The organism is Nocardia sp. NPDC051321, from assembly GCF_044455225.1.
Classification (GTDB): domain Bacteria; phylum Actinomycetota; class Actinomycetes; order Mycobacteriales; family Mycobacteriaceae; genus Nocardia.
In genome coordinates this window covers 646,861-668,961 of record NZ_JBITEM010000001.1, presented here as the reverse complement: position 1 = coordinate 668,961, position 22,101 = coordinate 646,861, and the positions used below count along the sequence as shown (strand labels likewise).

General features: G+C 68.9%; 13 protein-coding genes. 9 read left to right on the top strand and 4 right to left on the bottom strand.

The window, feature by feature from the left end:
- Window positions 1-45: 45 nt before the first annotated feature.
- Window positions 46-1,836, top strand: coding sequence for a DEAD/DEAH box helicase (locus ACIA8C_RS03140; RefSeq protein WP_397130569.1), 1,791 nt, complete (start codon window positions 46-48; stop codon window positions 1,834-1,836).
- A gap of 258 nt (window positions 1,837-2,094) precedes the next feature.
- Complete coding sequence (locus ACIA8C_RS03135) at window positions 2,095-5,478, top strand: AAA domain-containing protein (RefSeq protein ID WP_397130568.1); 3,384 nt, start codon at window positions 2,095-2,097, stop codon at window positions 5,476-5,478.
- Window positions 5,479-5,515: 37 nt separating this feature from the next.
- Here ACIA8C_RS03135 and ACIA8C_RS03130 read toward each other — a convergent pair whose 3' ends face one another.
- On the bottom strand, window positions 5,516-6,721 hold the full coding sequence (locus ACIA8C_RS03130; RefSeq protein WP_397130748.1) for an amino acid deaminase/aldolase: 1,206 nt from the start codon (window positions 6,719-6,721) through the stop codon (window positions 5,516-5,518).
- Between the two features lie 110 nt (window positions 6,722-6,831).
- Entirely contained in the window at window positions 6,832-7,311 is a 480-nt protein-coding gene (locus ACIA8C_RS03125; protein ID WP_397130567.1) for a TetR family transcriptional regulator, read from the bottom strand.
- 416 nt (window positions 7,312-7,727) lie between these two features.
- On the opposite strand from ACIA8C_RS03125, the gene ACIA8C_RS03120 reads away from it, so the two are divergent.
- Complete coding sequence (locus ACIA8C_RS03120; protein WP_397130566.1) at window positions 7,728-8,474, top strand: tyrosine-protein phosphatase; 747 nt, start codon at window positions 7,728-7,730, stop codon at window positions 8,472-8,474.
- 7 nt (window positions 8,475-8,481) lie between these two features.
- Here ACIA8C_RS03120 and ACIA8C_RS03115 read toward each other — a convergent pair whose 3' ends face one another.
- Together ACIA8C_RS03115 and ACIA8C_RS03110 are read right to left on the bottom strand one after the other, a co-directional pair.
- Window positions 8,482-9,747, bottom strand: coding sequence for a class I adenylate-forming enzyme family protein (locus ACIA8C_RS03115; protein ID WP_397130565.1), 1,266 nt, complete (start codon window positions 9,745-9,747; stop codon window positions 8,482-8,484).
- A 92-nt stretch (window positions 9,748-9,839) separates the two neighbouring features.
- The gene (locus ACIA8C_RS03110; protein ID WP_397130564.1) at window positions 9,840-10,634 is read right to left on the bottom strand and encodes an enoyl-CoA hydratase/isomerase family protein; all 795 of its coding nucleotides are present in this window, start codon (window positions 10,632-10,634) and stop codon (window positions 9,840-9,842) included.
- A 38-nt stretch (window positions 10,635-10,672) separates the two neighbouring features.
- Between ACIA8C_RS03110 and ACIA8C_RS03105 the strand changes: the two genes are divergently transcribed.
- The 6 genes from ACIA8C_RS03105 to ACIA8C_RS03080 all read left to right on the top strand — a co-directional run bounded on the left by ACIA8C_RS03105 (window position 10,673) and on the right by ACIA8C_RS03080 (window position 21,982).
- On the top strand, window positions 10,673-11,695 hold the full coding sequence (locus tag ACIA8C_RS03105) for a glutathione S-transferase family protein (protein WP_397130563.1): 1,023 nt from the start codon (window positions 10,673-10,675) through the stop codon (window positions 11,693-11,695).
- 99 nt (window positions 11,696-11,794) lie between these two features.
- Window positions 11,795-12,526, top strand: coding sequence for a hypothetical protein (locus ACIA8C_RS03100; protein WP_397130562.1), 732 nt, complete (start codon window positions 11,795-11,797; stop codon window positions 12,524-12,526).
- A complete protein-coding gene (locus ACIA8C_RS03095; protein WP_397130561.1) occupies window positions 12,523-13,527 on the top strand; it encodes an ABC transporter ATP-binding protein in 1,005 nt (334 codons plus the stop codon). Before ACIA8C_RS03100 ends, ACIA8C_RS03095 begins: the two co-directional genes overlap by 4 nt.
- On the top strand, window positions 13,524-14,306 hold the full coding sequence (locus ACIA8C_RS03090) for an ABC transporter permease (protein ID WP_397130560.1): 783 nt from the start codon (window positions 13,524-13,526) through the stop codon (window positions 14,304-14,306). The genes ACIA8C_RS03095 and ACIA8C_RS03090 overlap by 4 nt, the downstream gene beginning before the upstream one ends.
- Before the next feature lie 53 nt (window positions 14,307-14,359).
- Complete coding sequence (locus ACIA8C_RS03085) at window positions 14,360-18,037, top strand: ABC transporter ATP-binding protein (RefSeq protein ID WP_397130559.1); 3,678 nt, start codon at window positions 14,360-14,362, stop codon at window positions 18,035-18,037.
- A 159-nt stretch (window positions 18,038-18,196) separates the two neighbouring features.
- Complete coding sequence (locus tag ACIA8C_RS03080) at window positions 18,197-21,982, top strand: multifunctional oxoglutarate decarboxylase/oxoglutarate dehydrogenase thiamine pyrophosphate-binding subunit/dihydrolipoyllysine-residue succinyltransferase subunit (protein ID WP_397130558.1); 3,786 nt, start codon at window positions 18,197-18,199, stop codon at window positions 21,980-21,982.
- Window positions 21,983-22,101: the final 119 nt, after the last annotated feature.

The window sequence follows — 22,101 nt, the reverse complement described above, 5'->3', positions numbered from 1 at the left end:
GGCGGTGGCTGGGCTGGCCAGCACGAGGCAGTAAACTCCTGGTCAATGAGTACCAATCAGGTCGACAGCGTTCCTGGCGACAACGACAGGGACACCGACGACCCGACCTTCGCCGATCTCGGGATCGATGACCGCATCCTCGCGGCCATCGCCGATGTGGGCTATGAGTCGCCGTCGCCGATCCAGGCTGCGACGATTCCGCCACTGCTCAGCGGCGCCGATGTGGTCGGCCTCGCGCAGACCGGCACCGGCAAGACCGCAGCGTTCGCGATCCCGATCCTTATGGGTCTCGAAACCTCCGGCAAACTTCCGCAGGCCCTGGTGCTCGCGCCGACCCGCGAGCTCGCGATCCAGGTGGCCGAGGCGTTCGGTCGCTACGCCACGCATATTCCCGGGCTGCATGTGCTGCCGATCTACGGCGGCCAGGCCTACGGAGTGCAGCTGTCCGGGCTGCGCCGGGGCGCGCACGTGGTGGTCGGCACGCCCGGCCGGGTGATCGATCACCTGGAGAAGGGCACGCTCGACCTCTCGCAGCTGAAGTATCTGGTGCTGGACGAGGCCGACGAGATGCTGAAGATGGGCTTCCAAGAGGACGTCGAGCGCATCCTGAAGGACACGCCGTCCACCAAGCAGGTCGCGCTGTTCTCGGCGACCATGCCCGCGGCCATCCGCAAGATCTCCAAGCAGTACCTGAACAATCCGGTCGAGATCACCGTCAAGTCGAAGACCTCCACCGCGACGAACATCACCCAGCGCTGGGTGCAGGTCTCCCATCAGCGCAAGTTGGACGCGCTGACCAGGGTGCTCGAGGTCGAGTCGTTCGAGGCGATGATCATCTTCGTGCGCACCAAGCAGGCCACCGAGGAGCTGGCCGAAAAGCTGCGCGCCAGGGGCTTTTCCGCGGCGGCCATCAACGGTGACATCGCGCAGAACCAGCGCGAGCGCACCATCGGACAGCTCAAGTCCGGTTCGCTCGACATCCTGGTCGCCACCGATGTCGCCGCGCGCGGTCTCGACGTGGACCGTATTTCGCACGTGGTCAACTACGACATCCCGCACGACACCGAGTCCTACGTGCACCGCATCGGCCGCACCGGCCGGGCCGGGCGCAGCGGTGAGGCGTTGCTGTTCGTCGCGCCGCGCGAACGCCACCTGCTCAAGTCGATCGAGCGGGCCACCAGGCACCCGCTGCAAGAGATGCAGCTGCCCAGCGTCGACGACGTCAACGCGCAGCGCGTCGCCAAGTTCGGCGACAACATCACCGAGAGCCTGACCTCGTCGAACCTGGCGCTGTTCCGCAGGCTCATCGAGGATTACGAACGCGAGCACGACATTCCGCTCGTCGACATCGCGGCGGCGCTTGCCGTGCTGTCTCGCGACGGCGAGAACTTCCTGATGCAGCCCGAGCCGCCGGAGCCGGTGCGCGAACGGCGGGAACGCCCGGATCGCCCGCGCCGCTTCGAGGGTGAGGACGATCGGTCCGGTTTCGGTCAGCACAGTCGCGCCAACGGCACGGAGCTGGCGACCTACCGGATCAGCGTCGGCAAGCGGCACCGCGTGGTGCCCGGCGCGATCGTCGGCGCCATCGCCAACGAGGGTGGCCTGCGCCGCAGCGACTTCGGGCACATCAGCATCCGGCCCGACCACAGCCTGGTGGAACTGCCAGCGAACCTGCCCGCCGAGACGCTGGAAGCGTTGCGGCGCACCAGGATCAGCGGCGTCCTCATCCAGCTGACCCCCGATCAGGGTCCGCCGGGACAGCGCTCGTTCACCCGCGGCCCGCGCCGTGAGGGCGGGAATGCGAAGCGGCCGGAGCGCCGTCAGCCCCGCTCCTGAGCCGGGCAGGGTAGGCCCAGGTCGACCGCGCTAGCTACAGTGTTGCCGTCCGTACGTAATTAGTGCCGACGGCAGCGGGTGTCCCGCGAAAACTCGAGACGTGATGAGCGACAATGGCGCAGCCTACTCATCGATGCAGATCGGGTGCGGGTGTCCCGTATCGGCCCGAGGCGTCGATGGGCGACAATTGCGCAGCCCGTTCATCGTCACCGACCGGGTGCGGGTGTCCCGCAAGACACAGGAGGGCCGCGTTTGTTCGTGTTCGGTGATCGTGTCGTCTGCTCCGCCGTCGACCTCGTGCGCGCGGCGCGCTGTGAATTCGCGCTGCTTCGCGCCCTCGACACCGAACTCGGCACCGTCGCGGCCGATCCGGAAACCACCGCCGAATGGGCGCCCGAGCCACGCACCTGGTTCGACGACTCGCGCGATCGCAGGCTCAGCGACTTCCGCGACCGGTTCGGCAGCTCGATGGTGGAGATCCAACGCCCGCAGCACAAGTCGGACAGCCCGAAGACGCTGATCGCCGCGTTGACGGCCGCGCACGCGGAGACCGTCGCGGCGCTGCGCGCCGGGGTGCACGTGATCCACGGCGCCACCTTCTTCGACGGTGCCTTCGACTGTTCCTGCGATTTTCTGGTGCGTGCCGGTCATCGGGTGCGCTACACCGTGCACGGCACCGCGCACGACAAGGCCGACCGGGTCGGCACCGCACTGGAACTCGCCGCCTGCGCCGACGCGGTGGACCACAGCGGATCGTTGACCGGCCCGCTGATCCGGCTGCATCTCGGCGAGGACAACACCGCGTACGCGTTGAGCGATCAGATCCCGGTGTACCGATCCCGCAGGCGCAGAGTCGAACACATCCTGGACGAGAAGCTGAGCGAGCTGCTACCCGTGCAGTGGGGTGATCCCCGGTATCTCGCCTGCGGCCGCTGCGGGACCTGCACCACGGCCTCGGCGGCCGCGCGGGACCTGCTACTCGTCGCGGGCATGCCGACCACGACCCGGGCCCGGCTTCGCGAGGCGGGCGTGAGCACCATCGACCGGCTGGTCAGCACCGAGAGCACCGTGCGTGGCGTGCCACCGCGCACCTTCACCGCGCTGCGCCGCCAAGCCGAAATCCAGCTGCGCCGGGAGGATTCCGGCCAGCCGACACACAGCCTGATCGACCCGATCGCGCTCGGCGCACTACCGCCACCCTCCCCCGGCGACCTCTCGCTCACCGTCGACGGCGGCGGCCGCACCCCGCTGGCCGTTGACGTCGGCGGTCCCGGCACCGTGCACCTCACCTTCCGCGGACCGTTCGGCACCGAGGGTGCGCCGGGCAGCGAGGCGGCCGGGCAGCGGCGTGCGCTGGAGGAGGTACTCGACTATCTCGCGCAGCGCAGGCGGATGTATCCGGACATGCACGTGTACCACTACACCTCCGCGGTGCGCGGCGCCCTGCTGCACTGCACCGGCAGCACCGGAGTCGGCGAGGAGATCGTTGACGAGTTGCTGTGCGACGGTGTGCTCGTCGATCTGTATCCCATCGTGCGCAACGCGCTGATCGTCGGTGAGCGGTCCTATCGCTTGAACCGGCTGGCGCGGCTGCTGCCCGGCGCGGCGCATTCGCCCGCCGCCGAACGGGATTGCCTGACCGTGCTCCGACTCCGGGACTGGCTGCTGGACCGGGCCGCCGAGCAGCGCATCGACCCGCAGGCGATCACGCTGGAGCGAGCCGGGTCGTGGTGTCAGGTGGCCGGTCCGGACGAGCTGGAGCCGATACCGCCCTCGCGGCCCTCCTCGTTCGAGGCGGCGCTCGCCGAATACGCCGCGGCGCAAGAAGAACCACGGCACACCGCCGCCATGATGGCCGCGGCGCTCGGGTATCACCGGCGTGAGCGGCAGCCGCTGTGGTGGGCACACGTCGATCGGCTCAGTCATCCGGTCGACGAATGGGCCGACGCCCCAGGGGTTCTGGTCGCCGAATGGGGCACCGTCGACACCAAGTGGCATCGCAGTCCGGACCGGCCGACCATGCGCCGGTATCTCACGCTGACCGGCCGGATCGGTTCGAGCTGGAGTGCGGGCGGGCCGGGACCGGCCACCGTGCTGACGCCGGGCGCCACCGTGTACACCTTCTACGATCGGCCCGCGGCCGCGGGCATGGTGACCGCCATCGGCCGCCGCGCCACCGCCGTCGCCACCGTGCTCGGCTGCTCGGTGGACGCCGAATTCGACGACGCCGTCCGCTTGGAGGAACTGCTGCCGGACGGCTGCGAACCCTACGACGAGCTACCGACCGCGATCGCACCCGGCCTACCCGCCTGGGACTGGAACGCCGAGACCGCGGTCGAATTCGCCGCCCAGCAGCTGCTTGTCGCGCTCCCGGAGATTCCGGCGGGCGCCGTGTTCGACCTGCTCGCCCGCCGCCCGCCCCGGCTGCGCACCGGTGCCGCGCTGCCCGAGGTGCACGGCGATCATGCCGCCGCGATCACCGCCGCGATGCGCGAACTGGACAACTCCTACCTCGCGGTGCAGGGCCCGTCGGGCACCGGCAAGACCTCCACCGCCGCCCGCGTACTGGAGCGCCTGGTAACCCGGCACAAATGGCGGATCGGCATTGTCGGACAGACGCATTCGACGGTGGAGAACCTCCTCGACGCGGTCGTGCGGGTCGGCGTGCTGCCGGAACTCGTCGCGAAGAAGGACGTCGAGTCGGTGGCGCCGGAATGGGTCGTCATCGACGCTTCCCGGTACGCGCGGTTCCTGGACAACGCCATCAGCGGTTGTGTACTCGGCGGCACACCAACGGATTTCGCGAACGAGGAGATGGTCTCGCGCGAGGGACTCGACCTGCTGGTGATCGCCGACGCGGGCCGGTTCCCGCTGGCCGACGCCGTCGCGGTCGGCGTCAGCGCGCGAAACCTGTTGCTGCTCGGCGATCCGGTGCCTCCGGCCACGCACAGCGCGCACCCGGAACCGGTCGGCGAATCGGTGCTCGGCTGGCTCGCCGAGGGACGGCATACGCTGCCCGGTGCACGCGGCTACTTCCTGGACCGTACCTGGCGGATGCATCCGCAGGTGTGCGACCCGATCTCCCGGCTGTACTACGACGGACGCCTTCGCGCCAACGAAACCGTCACCCTGGCAAGGGAACTCGACGGCGAGGCGGCCGGTGTGAGTACCGTCCTCGTCCCGCACCACGGCAATGCCACCGAATCCGCGGCCGAGGCACGCGAGGTGGTCCGCCGCGTGCGCGCCCTGCTCACCATGAACTGGACCATCGGCGCGACAACCAGACGACTGCACCCCCACGACATCTTCGTGGTCGCACCGTACGCCGCCCAGGTCGGCCGAATCCGAACCCTGCTCGCCCGCGCCCGCATCGAGGACGTACTTGTCGGCACTCCCGACCGCTTCCGCGGCCGCGAAGCCGCCGTAGTCCTGCTCTCGATGACCACATCCACCCCCGCCGACGCCCCGTACGGCATGCCATTCCTGCTGTCCCGGGCTCTGATCCACGCCGCACTGTGCCGCGCGATGTGGAAAGCGATCATCATCCGCTCGCCGCTGCTGAGCGAGTACCTGCCCCCATCCCCGGAAGAGATGCCGGACCTGGCCGGTTTCCTGCGACTGTCCGCCTCACCTCGTAGCTGAGGCCGGGTGCTCGACAGCCTCGAAACGCGTCGCATCGCTAGCCGAAACAGTTTCCTTCGCCGCGGTAGGTGGGGACTGTTGTTCGCGTGCCGTCCGCTTCGACCAGGTGCAGCTTGTCGAAGCGCTCGCACAGTTCGCCTGCTTTGGCGTGGCGGAACCATACTCGGTCGCCGATGCGGAGTTCCGCGGCGCCGGTGAGTGGGGTTTGCACCTCGCCGGTGCCTTCGGTGCCGATCAGGCGTAAGCCGTTGGGCCACACCGGTTTCGGGACGCGGGAGGGGCCGGTGGGGCCGGAGGCGATGTAGCCGCCGGCGAAAACCGTTGCGATGGAAGGGGTTGGGCGGCGCAGTACCGAGGTGGCGAAAAAGAGGGCGGGCCTCGGCGTGAAGGACCGGTAGTGGTCGAAGAGGGTCGGCACGTACAGGCCGGAGCCTGCGGTTACCTCGGTGACGTCCGGGTCGGCGACGCTGACCTCGATCGAACCGGAGCCGCCGCTGTTGACGATCTCCAGCTTGCCGGTGACCGAGCGGACGGCGTCGAGAACTCGCTTGCGGCGCTTGGTGATTTCCGCCGCGGAGGCTCGCTTCATCAGGCGCAGCGCGACATTGGTGTCGGGCATGCCGGCGATCTGCGCCTCGTAGGTCATCACGCCGACCACCTCGAACTTGCGGCGCAACGCCGCACCGGCCAGGGTGGCCGCCTGTTCCGGCGTGCGCACCGGGGAGCGGCGGACGCCGAGGTGGATCGGGCCGATCCGGAGGGAGGCGTCGACGTCGAGGCAGACCCGCGGGCGCACCAGGTCGCTGCCGATGGCGGCACGGATGAGGTCCAACTGAGCGACGTCGTCGATCATCAGCGTGATGGATCGGAGCAGGGTCTCATCGCCGGCGAGTTCGGCCAGCGCGGCCCGGTCGACGGTCGGGTAGCCGAGCAGAATGTCGCGGGCGCCGCGACGGACCAGCCAGATGGCCTCGGCCAGAGAGTAGGACATGATGCCCGCGAAGCCGCCCGAGGCGGTGAGCTCGTCGCCGAGCACTTCTTCGAGGACGGCGCGGCAGCGCACGGATTTGCTGGCGACGCGCACCGGGACACCGTTCGCGCGGCGCACCAGATCGGCGGCGTTCGCGCGCAATGCGATCAGGTCGAGGGCTGCCAGGGGCGGATCCAGCTCGGCGGTGGCCGCGTGCAGCCCCGCGATCGGAGACGTCTCGCTCTCCGTGCTGCCCGAGGGTGCCGTGCTGATGGTTCGCTCGCTGCGCTCGCTCACGGACTCCACTCAACCATCAAACTGGTCAAACGTCCAGCATTTGCGGTTCCTCATTTCCCGAGGTCACCGCACACCCAGGGGGGCCGCTAGAGCTCGGCGGCCCGGGTCGCCAGGCTGCTCACCAGATCGTCGAGCACCACCAGCATTGTTTCGTCATTGCAGTCGGCAAGCCAGCGCAACACGGTGCCTTGCAGCACCGAGACCGCGTAAGCCGCGATGGCGTCCACCGGTTCCAGCCACTGCGCGCCCGAACGATCGGCGCAGAGCTGCAGGAACGCGGCGACCTCGGTGTCCATCTCGCGGTAGGCCGCCGTCGCGGCCGGGTCGGCGATGCAATCGGTCTGCGCTGCCCAACGCTGACGTAATGCCTCCAATGTCGCCTCGTAGGCCTGGACCTGCTTGGCCGGTGCGGCCTTGACCAAAGGCCAGTACGCGCTCACGCCGGCATGCAGTAGCACCCGTAGTGCGCGCACACCTCCGTGGTCTAGTGACGCGGCCGCCTTTTCGACGGCCTCGCAGATGGTCGGCCGCAGCCGAACCACTGCGGTGTCTCCTCGTACGCTCAACGACGACTCCCTCGGCGAAAAGATCTCGCGCACCCTCGTCGGCGCGACTCGTCGAACATGGCGGGCACATCGCTGAAAAACCCAGGCTGCCCGGTCCAACGTTCATCAATGGTAGAGGGTTTCCGGGGTTTGAGAACAGGTTCAGTGGGTAATTCCAGACTGAAAGAATGTTTTGTTACCCAAACGGAATGGTGGGGGTACCACTCCGCTCTGCCCGGATTTCCCTCCCTTGGGGTCACTCTCAGCCCTGCCCGGCTGAAAAGCAGACCGTTGTCCACTGTACGGGCGCGTTGGAACGCGCCCCGGATCCTGTGGCCGATCACACAGGTGAACCGCGCAAATCGGTCACCTACGTGTGGGCGGTTCGATCCGGTAACGACACCCGCTCGACGCCAACGGCCGGATAGCCTTGGTCGGTGACTCTCTCGCCGCCAGCCGACCAGTACCTCATCTCCGGCACCTTCAACTTCCGCGACCTGGGTGGACTGCGCACCGTCGACGGCGCGAAGATCCGTCCCGGCGTGCTGCTGCGCTCGGCCCAGCTGACCGGGCTCGACGAGGCGGGCCTGGCCACCCTGCGCGAACTGCGCGTCAGCGACGTGCACGACCTGCGCGGCGAGCGCGAGATCGACCACATCGGCCACGACCGGGTGCCCGATGGCGTCCGGGTGAACGTCACGCCGTTCGACGCGCGGATGGCCGAGGCGCCGCCGCACCACACCGACGCCAAGGGCGCGTTCACCCACATGCTCGAGGTCTACCGGATGTTCCCCGCGCTGCCCGAGGCGCACGCCGCGATCACCGCCCTCGCGCAATCGATCGCGCGCGGCGATGGCGCGGTGCTGGTGCACTGCGCGGCGGGCAAGGACCGCACCGGCTGGGCCATCGCCACGCTGCTGCGCGCGGTCGGGGTCACCGAGGCCGATGTAAAGGCCGATTACCTGGAGAGCAACGGCGCCGTCCCGGCGCTTCGCGCCATGATGACGACGAAACTTCTCGGCGGCGAAGAACTCTCGATCGACCTGCTCGGCGTGCGGGAGGAATACCTCAGCACCGCTACCACTTCGATGCACGAGTTGCACGGTGACGTGGACACCTACCTGACGAACGCGGGAATCACCCCGGACCTGCTTGCTCGGCTGCGCGAGCGAATGCTGGAGTGACGCAGGATCATTCGTGCTGGATCGGACCGCGGCGCACCAGGCCGTCGGCGTCGATGGTGACCTGATCGCCGGTGTGGAACCAGGTTCCGGTGAACCGGGCCGCGGTGGTCGTCGGGTCGTTCCAATAGCGCGGGGAGACGTTCGGGCCGCGGCAAAGCAGTTCGCCGTGGCCCGCCTGCGCCCGCGGCCCGCACAGCGCCAATTCCGTACCGCCGAACGGGAATCCGAGCACGGCGTCGGCATCGGCGGCCGACTCCGCGTCGTCGACGGCGAGGCCGATGCCGCTGGTTTCGGTGGCGCCCCAGATCGACCACTGCCGGGCGGCCGGGAACATCTCGCGCAGTTCGGCGGCCAGATCCGCGGGTGTCGCCGGGGCCGAGGCCCGCTCGCTCCGGTGCCCGGCCTTGCTGAGCCGGATGATGCGCTCGGTGCGCACACCGTCGTCGCGCAGCGCGGCGAGTTCGGGCAGCAGGCCCGCGAAGATCCGCGGCGTCGCCGACATCATGTCGATCCGTTCGGCCACAATGGCTTCCGCGAGTCCGCGACCGTCCCTGGCCAGCACAACGGTGCCGCCGACCGCCAAGGCCGGCAGCAGTTGATCGACGCAACCGCTGGCATGGGCGAGCGGCAGCAGCACCAGATTGCGCAGGCCGTCGGCGGGCAGATCGAGCGCGCAGACCACCGAACGTATTGCCGACAGCAGGTTTTCGTTGGTCAGCTCCACCCCCTTGGGCGCGGCGGTGGCGCTGAGCGGGGTTCCGCTGGTGTAGCTGAGCAGGGCCAGATCACCCAGTGCCGCACCGTCATCGATGTAGGCGGCACCGTCGGGCAGTTCCGCACCGCGAGCGATCTCGCGACCGAGCACGAAATCCGCACTGCTGTCGGCGATCACCCGCTCGGCCACCGCGTCCGGCAAGCCGTCGTGCACAAGCACCGGTACCGCGCCGCTGAGCAGCGCGCCGAGAAACGCCTGCACCCAGCGGACGCCCGCGGGCATGTGCACGGCCACCCGATCGCCGTAGCCGATGCCGTGTTCCTGCAGTCCGCCCGCGATGCGCGACGCGGAATGCCACAGCTCCCGGTAGGTCAGCCGGGGGCCGCCGATCTCGACCACGGCCTCACGGGTGGAGAACGCGTGCACCTGCAGGTCGAGTAGTTCGGTGAGCGCCGGGGTGAGGTTGCCGTAGCGCAGCACGCCGTCGGCCCCGCGCGCCAGCGGGTTAGCGCTGGCATACGGATGGGTCATGGGGTATTCGACGAGCAACTGCGACATTCGTCCTCCGCGCGCCTCGAGTCAGCAGGCACTGCGACTATATGACGCGAGTCACACGTTAGCCGGGAGAGGCGACGAACGTGTCCTGTCTGTCACCGCCCGGTGTAGGTCGCTTTCCCCGGCCCGACCTCGAGGAAACTGCGCACCGCGCCTTTGAGATCGGCGGTGTCGAACAGCGCGCCGGACACCTCGGGTGTCACCGAATCCGCGTGTGCCACACCGCCGGAGCGCCACGCCTCGATGATCTTCTTGGTCGCGGCGTGCGCCACGGTCGGGCCATCGGCCAGGCGATGCGTCAATTTCCTTGCGGCCGTATCGACATCGTCGTGGATGGCGTTCACCACGCCCCACTCCGCCATGGTCGCCGCGTCGTACAGGTCACCGGTCATCACGAACTCACGCGCCCGGCCCGAGCCGGCTCGTTCGGCCAGCCGCTGCGGGCCGCCCATCGACGGCGTCAGGCCGACCACGGTCTCCACCAAGCCGAACTTCGCCTTCGGCGCGGCCAGAATGATGTCGCAGGCCAGCGCGATCTCGAAGGCCGCGGTGAGGGTGAGCCCGTGCGCGGCGAACACGACCGGGCAGGGCAGCGCCTCGACCGGATGGATGATCTGCGCGAAGAGGGTCCGCCACAGTTCGGCGCCCTGTTCAACTGACAAGCCGTCGAAGACGTGCACGTCGACGCCGCCGGAGACCAGCTTGCCCTCGGCGCGCAGCAGCAACGCGCGCGGCGGGTTGGCCGACAGCTCGGCGAAGTCCTCGATCAGGGCGTCGAGCATGGCCTGGTCGAAGAGATTCAGCGGCGGATTGGCGAGCGTCAAGATCGCTACCTGCGCGCCGCCGTCGGTGATTTCGCGTTCCAGGCGGGTGGCCTTCGATTCAGTCATTCGGTCAGACTAAGTCCTCTGTCTGCGACACTGTCCAAGTGACCAAGTCGGCGGAAAGTGGCTCCTACGTCGAGCCCGGCGAGTTCAAACGGGACACCAACTACATCACCACCCGGATCACGGCCGACGGCCGCGACGGTTACCCCGTCGAGCCGGGCCGCTACCGCCTGATCGCGGCGCGGGCCTGCCCGTGGGCGAACCGCACGCTGATCGTGCGCCGACTGCTCGGGCTGGAGGATGTGCTCTCGCTCGGCCTGTGCGGGCCGACGCACGACAAGCTCAGCTGGACCTTCGACCTCGATCCCGGGGGCGTCGACCCCGTGCTCGGCATCCCCCGGTTGCGCGACGCCTATCTGGCGCGATTCCCGGACTATCCCCGCGGCATCACGGTGCCCGCGATGGTGGAAGTCGCGACCGGCCAGGTGGTGACCAACGACTACGCGCAGATCACGCTGGATTTCGCCACCGAGTGGACCGAATTCCATCGACCGGGCGCGCCGCAGTTGTATCCCGAAGCGCTGCGCGCCGAGATCGACGAGGTGAACCTCGCGGTATTCCGCGACGTCAACAACGGCGTCTACCGCTGTGGTTTCGCCGGATCGCAGGACGCCTACGAGGCCGCCTACGACCGGCTCTTCCACCGACTCGATTGGCTATCGGAACGGCTTGCGGCGCAACGCTATCTGGTCGGCGACACCATCACCGAGGCCGACGTGCGACTGTTCACCACGCTGGCCCGTTTCGACCCGGTCTATCACGGCCACTTCAAATGCAACCGAGCCAAGCTAAGCGAGCTGCCGGTGCTGTGGGCATACGCGCGCGACCTCTTCCAGACACCCGGATTCGGCGACACCACCGACTTCGCACAGATCAAGGAGCACTACTACGTGGTGCACCGCGACATCAACCCGACCGGGATCGTGCCGAAGGGGCCGGACCTGGCGAACTGGCTGACCCCGCACGGCCGAGAGTCGTTGGGCGGCCGCCCGTTCGGCGACGGCACCCCGCCGCCCCCGCCGGTCGAGGCCGAACGAGTGCCCGCCGCGCACCAACCGGGCTGATGGAACCGATCAGGCTGGGTACATCGTTGTCATGACGAGCTGAGGGTGGACGTACCACTACAGTTCAACCCAGCAGACCGGAAGAGGAGGGTGCCGCCGATGTTCAATGGCGCGTTCGAGAAGACGGTGGTCCAGCTACTCGATACGGGGTCTCGCCTGCAGGCCCCCGCGGTCGCCAAGTACGTCGACCGAATCCGGCGCTCCCACCCGTCGGAAAGCCCCGCGCAGATCATCGAGCGCCTGGAGAACCAGTACCTGCTCGCGGTGACCGGTAGCGGCGGTGCCGTCGGCGCGACGGCGGCGGTGCCCGGCGTCGGCACGGTCGCGGCCATCGCCGCGGTCAGCGCGGAGACCACCTTCTTCATGGAAGCCTCGGCCGTGTTCACCCTCGCGGTGGCCGCGGTGCACGGCATCTCGCCGGAGGACAAGGAGCAGCGCAGGGCGCTGGTGCTCGCCGTCGTGCTCGGCGAGGGCGGCATGGACATCGTGCAGAAGACCGTCGGTACCTCGGCGAAGAACTGGGGCACGGTGTTCGCCAATCGCATCCCTGGGCTCTCGTCCATGAACGACTCGCTGCTCAAGCGGTTCATCGTCCGCTTCATCACCCGGCGCGCGGCCCTGATGGCGGGCAAGATCGTGCCAGCGGGCATCGGCGCGGTGATCGGCGGCGTCGGCAACCGGGCGATGGGCAAGACCACCATCAAGAACGCGCGCGAAGCCTTCGGGCCCGCGCCGGTGATCTGGCCTGCCGACCGGCACCTCGTCGTCGACGCCGATCCGCTCACCGCGATCGACCCGACGAAGCCGCAATCACCCACCAAGCCGCAATGACCGCAGTGCCTGCGCTCGCCTTCTCCGTCCGCAGCCTGACCAAGCGCTACGGTCTGGTTTCCGCCATCGAGAACGTGAGTTTCACCGTCGCGTCCGGCACCACCGCCGCCCTGGTCGGGCCGCGGGGTGCGGGCAAGACCACCATTGTCAAAACCCTGCTCGGGCTGCTCGAACCGACCTCAGGGACCGCGGCGGTCGGCGGCCCGGGGACGAGTCGGGCCCGCGGCGACGCTGACCGCGAAATCGACTCCGCCCGGGTCATCGGCGGGGTGCTCGCGCCGCGCGGGCTGCATCCGGGCCGGACCGCACGTGACCATCTGCGGATCTACGCGGCCGCGGTCAACGTGCCGGACGCGCGCGTCGAGGAGGTGCTCGACCTCGTCGGGCTCGGCGAGTCGGCCGGCTCGAAGGGCGGTGCGCTTTCGGCCGGGCAGCAGACGCGGCTGGCGCTGGCCACCGCGCTGCTCGGCGATCCGCCGCTGCTGATCCTGGACGAGCCGATGGACGGCCTCGAGGCCGCGGAACGTGGTTGGCTGCAAGACTTTCTGCGCAGGCATGCCAAGCGCGGCGGTAGCGCGCTGGTGACCAGCGAGAGCCTCGCCGCGGTGCTGCCAGGTGCGGACAGCGTGATCGTGCTGAGCGAGGGCGCGGTGGTGTATCAGGGCAGTCCGGCTCGGTTGCGTCGCGGTCATCCCGATCGGCTCGTTGTCGCCGCGTCCACCCCGATCGCGCTGGCCACCACGCTGGCCGCGCGCGGGTTCACCGACGCGGTGATCCGACCGGACGGGCGGCTCGCGGTGGCCGAGGCGACCGAAGCCGATATCCGGGACGCCGCGACCGCGGCGCAGGTGCGGCTGGACAGCATCATCCCCGACCTGATCCATCCCGACCGGGTGCTCGCATCGCTCACCAAACCCCCGACTCCGACGGTCTCGCCCTATCCCGGCCTGGCCGGTGCGGCGCAGCATCCGACGCCGACGCCATACGGAATTCCACGATGATCACGATTGTGCCCCCGGACCTGGTGCCTTCGGTCAACTCCGAGGTTCGCAAGGTCACCACGCTGCCGCTCAACCGGATCCTCGCCGGGGTGCCGGTGGCGGTCGCGCTGCTCGCTTGCCTCGCGAGCGGGCTGCTGGCAGGCAAGGCCGATCCGAAAAGCGAACCGGCCACCGGCGCCGCGACGATCGGCCTCTACGTCGGTCTCGCCCTGGTGGTGCTGGCGGCGGCCGTGTTCGGCGCGGTCGGCAGCGGGGGCGAGTACCGACATCAGACCATGCCGGTGACCGCGCTGTTCGCCGCCGACCGCGATCGGCTTACCGCCGCGAAGCTGCTGGTCACCGGAGTGTTCGCGCTGGCCGCCGCGCTCGCGGTCGAGGTGGTGGCCGTCGTCGCGCTCTTCGCTTTCGGCCGAGACAAATTCGACTTCGGCGTCAACTTAGCATCGGTGCTCGGCGGCGGGCTGTTCGCCGCGGTCTGCTGGTCGCTGATCGGTGCCGGGCTCGGCCTGCTGTTGCGTTCGTCGTCGACCGCGATCGTGGTCGTGCTCGGCTGGCTGGTCATCGCCGAGCCCCTGCTCTGGCTGATCGCCAACGGCGTCGGCGCCACCGGCCTCGTCTCCCTGTTCCCCGGCTCGGCCACCCTCAGCACCGTCATGGTCGGCTCGTATGAAGACAACGACTTCCTCGCCCCCACCCCCGCCGCCGTCGTGGTTCTGCTCCTGTGGACCATCGGCATCGGCGCCGCGGGCTGGTGGAACCTGCGCCGCCTCGATCTCTGAACCGCCCTCGGGAACAAATAACGTGTCGGTGAGCGTCGTTACCGTGGATGGTTATGGGCGGGGTTGTCGAAGCGAGCACACACACCACGTCGCCTGAGCGCGCCGCGGGTGGCCCCGGCTGGATTCGTCGGCTGTGGGCCGAAAGCCGGTCGCACAAGGGCACGCTGGCGGGGCTGAGCGCGGCCGTGCTCGCGGGTGCGGTGGTGGAGATCGCCGGACCGCTGCTGACGAAGCGCGCCGTCGACGCGGCGGGGATCGGCGAGACCGGCGTCATCGCGGTGGTCGCCGTGCTGCTGCTGTTGCTGGCGCTCGGCCGATTCGCGGCGGGCTTCGGGCGACGGCTGCTCGCGGGCAAGCTGTCGTTGGACGTGCAGCATTCGCTGCGGGTGGATCTGCTCGGATCGCTGCAACGACTGGACGGGGCGGGCCAGGACACGATCCGGACCGGGCAGGTGGTGTCGCGGTCGATCACCGACCTCCAGTTGGTGCAGGGCTTGCTGGCGATGGTGCCGCTGTCGGGGATGGCGGTGCTGGAGTTCCTGCTCGCCGCGGTGGTGATGATGTGGTTGTCGCCGCCGCTCGCGGTGCTCGCGCTGCTGGTGGTGCCCGCGATCGCGGTGGTGGTCTTTCGAGTTCGGCCGCGGTTGTACGCGGCTACCTGGTCGGCGCAGCAGCGCGCGGCCGATGTCGCGCAGCACGTCGAGGAGACCGTCACCGGCGTGCGCGTTGTGAAGGGGTTCGGGCAGGAGGCCCGAATGGTGGACGTGCTCGAAAAGCACAGTCGCACCCTGTATTCCGAACGAATGCGCGCGGCCGTGGTCGACTCGCGGTTCGCGCCGACGGTGGCCGCCATTCCGCAGCTCGGCATGGTCGGCGTCATCGTGCTCGGTGGCCTACTCGCGCTGCACGGGACGATCGGGATCGGCACCTTCGTCGCGTTCGCCGCCTATGTCGCCACGATGACCGCGACGGCGCGGATCATGGCTGGTGCGCTGGTGCTCGCGCAGCTCACCCGCGCCGCCGCCGAACGCGTATACCAGGTGATCGACACCGCGCCGCTGGTCACCGATCCGCCCGAACCCAAGCCACTGCCCTCGGGACCGCTCGGCATCGAGATCGACGCGGTCACTTTCGGATTCGACCCGCAACAGCCGGTGCTGCGGGAGCTGGATCTCACCGTGCGCCCCGGCGAGACGGTGGCGATCATCGGGCCGGCGGGCTCCGGCAAGACCACCCTCTCGCTGCTGCTCCCCCGCTTCTACGCGCCCGACGCGGGCACTATTCGCCTGTTCGGCACCGACGACTCGGCCGATCGGGTCGACATCGCGGAGGTACGCGCCGCCGAGCTCCGCAGTGCGATCGGCGTGGTGTTCGACGACCCGTTCTTGTTCTCCGACACCATCGCGGCCAATATCGCGATCGGCCGTCCGGAGGCCACCGACGCCGAGATCCGGCGGGCCGCGAAAGCCGCCGCGGCCGACGACTTCATCGGGGAACTCCCCGACGGCTACGACACCGTCGTCGGCGAGCGCGGGCTGACGCTGTCCGGCGGGCAACGCCAGCGCATCGCGCTGGCCAGGGCGCTGCTCGCGCAGCCGCGCATTCTGGTGCTTGACGACGCGACCTCGGCGGTGGACGCGATCACCGAGGCCGCGATCTTCGGCACGCTGCCCGACCAGGCCGGGCGCACCACGCTGATCCTGGCGCATCGCGAATCGACACTCGCGCACGCCGATCGGGTCATCCGGCTACCCGCGCCGCTGGGTGCGCACCTGCCCGCGCACCCCGCGGCCGTCGCGCTCCCCACCACCGTCGCCAACGGCAGCGCGGGCCGCACCTCCGCCGCGGCGGCTGCGGATCTCACCGAAACCCCTGAGCTGCGCCGGAATATCGCTTTACTGCCGCCCGCCACCGAGCAGCCGAAGCTGGACGACCAACGGCTGCGGCGGCCCGATCCAGAGTTCCGGCTGACCACGCTGTTGCGACCAGTGCGCACCCTGGTGATCGCCGCGGTCGCGCTGCTACTGCTGGACGCGCTGGTCGGCGTGGCCTTCCCGCCGATCGTGCGATTCGCCATCGACACCGGAGTCGGTCGCGACGACGCCGGTGCGCTCGGCCTGGCCGCCGGGCTCGGCCTGCTGCTTGTCGCCGCGGGCTGGCTGGTCGGCGCGGCGAACACCCTGGTCACCGAGCGAACCGGCGAGCGAATGCTGTACGGCCTGCGCATCCGTAGCTACGCGCACCTGCAGCGGCTCGGGCTCGACTACTACGAGCGGGAACTGTCCGGCCGGATCATGACGCGGATGACCACCGACCTCGACTCGTTGTCCACGTTCCTGCAGACCGGGCTGGCGACCACCCTGATCGGCGGGTTGACCTTCGTCGGAATCGCAGTGGCGCTGTTGGTGATCGACGTCTCGCTGGCCCTGGTGGTGCTGGCCACGCTGCCGCCGCTGTTCCTGGCGACGGCGCTGTTCCGCCGCTTCGCGTCCACGGCGTACACCGTGTCCAGGGAGAACGTCTCCACGGTGAACGCCGACTTCCAGGAGAACGTCGCCGGACTGCGTGCGGTGCAGGCCAATCGGCACGAGCCCGTCGCGGCGCGCCGCTTCGCCGAATACTCCGATCGATATCGGCGCAGCCGGATGCGCGCCCAGGCCTCCATCGCGCTGTACTTCCCGTTCGTCACCGCCTGGTCGGGTGTGTCGTTGGCCGCGGTGGTCTTCGTCGGCGCGCGCGAGGTGGCCGCCGGTACGACCACGGCGGGCACGCTGGTCGCGTTCGTGTTGTATCTGGAATTGCTGTTCGCGCCGGTGCTCGCGCTGTCGCAGGTGTTCGACGGATATCAGCAGGCGCGCGTCGGGCTGCGCCGGATCGGCGAGCTGCTGCGCACACCGTCGGCGATCGCGAACGATCGAGCCGACGCGGTCCCGATCGAGCAACGGCTGCGCGGCGAGGTCGTCCTCGACGACGTGCGCTTCCACTACCCCGGCGTCGAGGCGCTCGCTCTGGACAACGTCTCGCTGCGGATTCCCGCGGGCAGCACCCTCGCCCTCGTCGGCCCGACCGGCGCAGGCAAGTCGACCATCGTCAAGTTGCTGGCCCGCCTCTACGACCTGCCCGCCGACGGCCCCGGCGCGATCCTGGTCGACGACACCGACATCCGTGATTACCGTCTCACCGACTACCGCGCCCGCCTCGGCATCGTGCCGCAGGAAGCGCACCTCTTCAGCGGCGACGTCGCCAGCAATATCGCCTTCGGAAAACCGTCCGCCACCGACGCCGACATCGCCGAAGCCGCAGCTGCGGTCGGTGCGAGCGACATGATCGCCGCGCTGCCGTATGGCATGCGCCAGCCGGTCGGCGAGCGCGGTCGCGGCCTGTCCGCCGGTCAGCGGCAGCTCATCGCGCTGGCCCGCGCCGAGCTGGTTCGCCCCGACTTGCTGCTGCTCGACGAAGCCACGGCTACCCTCGACCCGGACGCCGAGGCGTCGGTGCTTGCCGCGAGTCGTTCGCTGACCCGCGGCCGGACCACCGTCCTCGTCGCTCACCGGCTCGGTACGGCGGCGCGGGCCGATCGGATCGCCGTCGTCGAGCACGGCCGGATCGCCGAAATCGGCACCCACGTCGAGCTGCTCGCCGCGGGCGGACCGTATTCCAGACTGTGGTCAGCGGCACGTGAAACCGGGGGAATATTCTCGGTGACGGACAAGTCGTCCTTTATGAGGTGAGGTTTGCCAGGTGGTCGGTCGCTCCGTCGGTTTGCTGCTGGGCCTATCCTCAGATAGGGCGCATCGGCGCGATGCCGCTGATGCTGGCCTTATCGAGCGACCTGCACAGTCGCTACGCAGTGCCGGGCACGTCACAAACGTCGCAGCGCGAAGAACGAAATGAGGCGAACACCTGCTGTGAGCAGCTCAACTTCCCAGTTCGGACAGAACCAGTGGCTAGTCGATGAGATGTATCAGAAGTTCAAGCAAGATCCATCTTCGGTCGATGAGAGTTGGCACGAGTTCCTCGCCGATTACACGCCCGAATCCACGGGTGATTCCGGTAACAGCTCGGCCGCTCCGGCCGCGGCCGCTCCCGCGCAGGCGCCGACCCCGGCTCCGGCACCCGCGTCGGTGAACTCGGCCCCCAAGGCGAACGCAGCGCCCAAGGCCGCCGCGCCCGCACCGGCCAAGCCCGCGGCCCCCGCGCAGGCACCGGCGAAGGCCACCGCGCGCACGCCGCAGACCACCCCGGCGCCCACCTCCAACGCGGCGCCCACCTCCGGCGCCCCGAAGACGGAGACCGTGGCCGACGAGGCCAAGGTGCTGCGTGGCGCCGCGGCCGCGGTCGCCAAGAACATGGCCGCGTCGCTGACCATCCCGACCGCGACCAGCGTTCGCGCCATCCCGGCGAAGCTGATGATCGACAACCGGCTGGTCATCAACAACCACCTGGCCCGCACCCGCGGCGGCAAGATCTCGTTCACCCACCTGCTCGGCTTCGCGATCGTCAAGGCGGTCAACGCGTTCCCGAACATGAACCGGCACTTCGCCGAGATCGACGGCAAGCCGAACGCGATCACCCCCGCGCACACCAACCTCGGCCTCGCCATCGACCTGCCCGGCAAGGACGGCAACCGTTCGCTGGTCGTCGCGGCCATCAAGGCCACCGAGGCGATGACCTTCGGCCAGTTCCACACCGCATACGAGGACGTCGTCCGCCGCGCCCGCGACGGCAAGCTGACCTCCGACGATTTCGCAGGCGTCACCATCTCGCTGACCAACCCCGGCACCATCGGCACCGTGCACTCGGTGCCCCGCCTCATGCCGACCCAGGGCGCCATCATCGGCGCGGGCGCGATGGAGTACCCCGCCGAGTTCCAGGGTATGAGCGACGAGCGCATCGCCGATATCGGTGTCGGCAAGCTGATAACGCTCACCTCCACCTACGATCACCGCATCATCCAGGGCGCGGAGTCCGGCGACTTCCTGCGCACCATCCACCAGATGCTGATCTCCGACGAGTTCTACGACGAGATCTTCCACGGCCTCGGCGTGCCGTACGAGCCGGTGCGCTGGCGCAAGGACATTCGCGAACGCGGCGTCGACAAGAGCACCCGCGTGCTCGAGATGATCGCCGCCTACCGCAACCGCGGCCACCTGATGGCGGACACCGATCCGCTGCGGCTGGTCAAGGACAAGTTCCGCAGCCACCCCGACCTCGACGTCACCCAGCACGGCCTGACGCTGTGGGACCTGGACCGCACCTTCAATGTCGGCGGCTTCCACGGCCAGGAGCAGATGAAGCTGCGCGAGGTCCTCTCGGTCCTGCGCGACGCCTACTGCCGCCACGTCGGTGTCGAGTACACCCACATCCTGGAGACCGAGCAGCTGCAGTGGATCCAGGAGCGGGTCGAGCAGAAGCACGTCAAACCGACTGTCGCACAGCAGAAGTACATCCTGAACCGGCTCAACGCGGCGGAGGCCTTCGAGACCTTCCTGCAGACCAAGTACGTTGGGCAGAAGCGCTTCTCGCTGGAAGGCGCCGAGGCCGTCATCCCGATGATGGACGCGACCATCGACCAGTGCGCCGAGCACTCGCTCGACGAGGTCATCATCGGCATGCCGCACCGTGGCCGCTTGAACGTGCTCGCCAACATCGTCGGCAAGCCGTACTCGAAGATCTTCACCGAGTTCGAGGGCAACATGAACCCGGCCGGGGCACACGGCTCCGGCGACGTGAAGTACCACCTCGGCGCGCACGGCACCTACCTGCAGATGTTCGGCGACAACGAGATCGAGGTCTCGCTCACCGCCAACCCGTCGCACCTGGAGGCGGTCGACCCGGTCCTCGAGGGCCTGGTTCGCGCCAAGCAGGACCTGCTCGACAAGGGCGACGGCCCCGAGGGCTACTCGGTGATGCCGCTCATGCTGCACGGTGACGCCGCGTTCGCGGGTCAGGGTGTGGTCGCCGAGACGCTCAACATGTCGGGTCTGCGCGGTTACCGCGTCGGCGGCACCATCCATATCGTGGTGAACAACCAGATCGGCTTCACCACCTCGCCGGAGAACAGCCGCTCCACCGAATACTCCACCGACATCGCGAAGTTCATCGGCGCGCCGATCTTCCACGTGAACGGCGACGACCCGGAGGCCTGCGACTGGGTGGCCCGCCTCGCGGTCGACTTCCGGCAAAAGTTCCGCAAGGACGTCGTGATCGACATGGTCTGCTACCGGCGCCGTGGCCACAACGAGGGCGACGACCCGTCGATGACCCAGCCGTCGATGTACGACGTCATCGACACCAAGCGCTCGGTGCGTAAGGCCTACACCGAGAGCCTGATCGGCCGTGGTGACATCTCGCTGAAAGAGGCCGAGGACGCGCTGCGCGACTACCAGGGTCAGCTGGAGCGGGTGTTCAATGAGGTCCGCGAGCTGGAGAAGTACACGCCGGAGCCGAGCGAGTCCGTCGAGGACGACCAGAAGGTGCCGACCACCGTGCAGACGGCCGTGGACAAGGCCGTGCTGCAGCGGATCGGCGACGCCTTCCTGCACGTGCCCGACGGCTTCAACGTGCACCCGCGCGTCAAGCCGGTGCTGGAGAAGCGCCGCGAGATGGCCTACGAGGGCAAGGTCGACTGGGCCTTCGCCGAGCTGATGGCCTTCGGCACGCTGATCGACGAGGGTCGCGCGGTGCGCCTGACCGGTCAGGACTCTCGCCGCGGCACCTTCACCCAGCGGCACTCGGTGATCATCGACCGCAAGACGGCCGAGGAATACACCCCGCTGCACAACATCGGCAGCACCAACCCCGGTTGGTTCGCGGTGCACGATTCGGCGCTGAGCGAATACGCCGCCGTCGGCTTCGAATACGGCTACTCGCTGGGCAACCCGAACGCACTTGTGTTGTGGGAGGCGCAGTTCGGTGACTTCGTCAACGGCGCGCAGTCCATCATCGACGAGTTCATCTCCTCCGGTGAGGCCAAGTGGGGTCAGCTCTCCGACGTCGTGCTGCTGCTGCCGCACGGCCACGAGGGTCAGGGTCCGGACCACACCTCCGGCCGCATCGAGCGCTTCCTGCAGTTGTGTGCCGAGGGCTCGATGACGGTCGCCGTGCCGTCCACCCCGGCGAACTACTTCCATCTGCTGCGCCGCCACGCATTGGACGGCATCCGCCGCCCGATGATCGTCTTCACCCCGAAGTCGATGCTGCGCAACAAGGCCGTCGTGTCGGATCTGAAGGACTTCACCGAGAGCAAGTTCCGCTCGGTGTTCGACGAGCCCTCCTACGAGCAGGGCATCGGCGACCGCAGCAAGGTCAAGCGGGTCCTGATGACCAGCGGCAAGCTCTACTACGAGCTGGCCGCCGAGAAGGCCAAGCAGAAGCGCGAGGACGTCGCGATCGTGCGGATCGAGCAGCTCTACCCGCTGCCCACCTACCGCCTGAACGAGTCGCTCGACCGCTACCCCAACGCGACCGACATCGCGTGGGTCCAGGAGGAACCGGCCAACCAGGGCGCCTGGCCCTTCTTCGGCCTCAACCTCCCCGAGGTCCTGCCCGACCGCCTCGGCAAACTGCGCCGCATCTCCCGCCGCGCCATGTCGGCCCCCTCCTCGGGTTCCAGCAAGGTGCACGCGGTGGAACAAGCGGAGATCGTCGCCGAAGCCTTCGAGCCGACCACGTAGTTCGCCTCAGTCCGGACGCCGGGGGGGGGGCGCGCGGGGGCGGCGGCGGCCCCGCGGCCCGCCATTACCACGGGGGCCACAGGTGTGCGCGGGCAGTAAAAAACCGAACCCAGAGCGCC

Coding starts and splice junctions, on each gene's coding strand:
- ACIA8C_RS03090 (WP_397130560.1), top strand. CDS start 13,524: ATGATCACGATTGTGCCCCCGGACCTGGTGCCTTCGGTCAACTCCGAG.
- ACIA8C_RS03095 (WP_397130561.1), top strand. CDS start 12,523: ATGACCGCAGTGCCTGCGCTCGCCTTCTCCGTCCGCAGCCTGACCAAG.
- ACIA8C_RS03110 (WP_397130564.1), bottom strand. CDS start 10,634: ATGACTGAATCGAAGGCCACCCGCCTGGAACGCGAAATCACCGACGGC.
- ACIA8C_RS03100 (WP_397130562.1), top strand. CDS start 11,795: ATGTTCAATGGCGCGTTCGAGAAGACGGTGGTCCAGCTACTCGATACG.
- ACIA8C_RS03115 (WP_397130565.1), bottom strand. CDS start 9,747: ATGTCGCAGTTGCTCGTCGAATACCCCATGACCCATCCGTATGCCAGC.
- ACIA8C_RS03085 (WP_397130559.1), top strand. CDS start 14,360: ATGGGCGGGGTTGTCGAAGCGAGCACACACACCACGTCGCCTGAGCGC.
- ACIA8C_RS03080 (WP_397130558.1), top strand. CDS start 18,197: ATGAGGCGAACACCTGCTGTGAGCAGCTCAACTTCCCAGTTCGGACAG.
- ACIA8C_RS03140 (WP_397130569.1), top strand. CDS start 46: ATGAGTACCAATCAGGTCGACAGCGTTCCTGGCGACAACGACAGGGAC.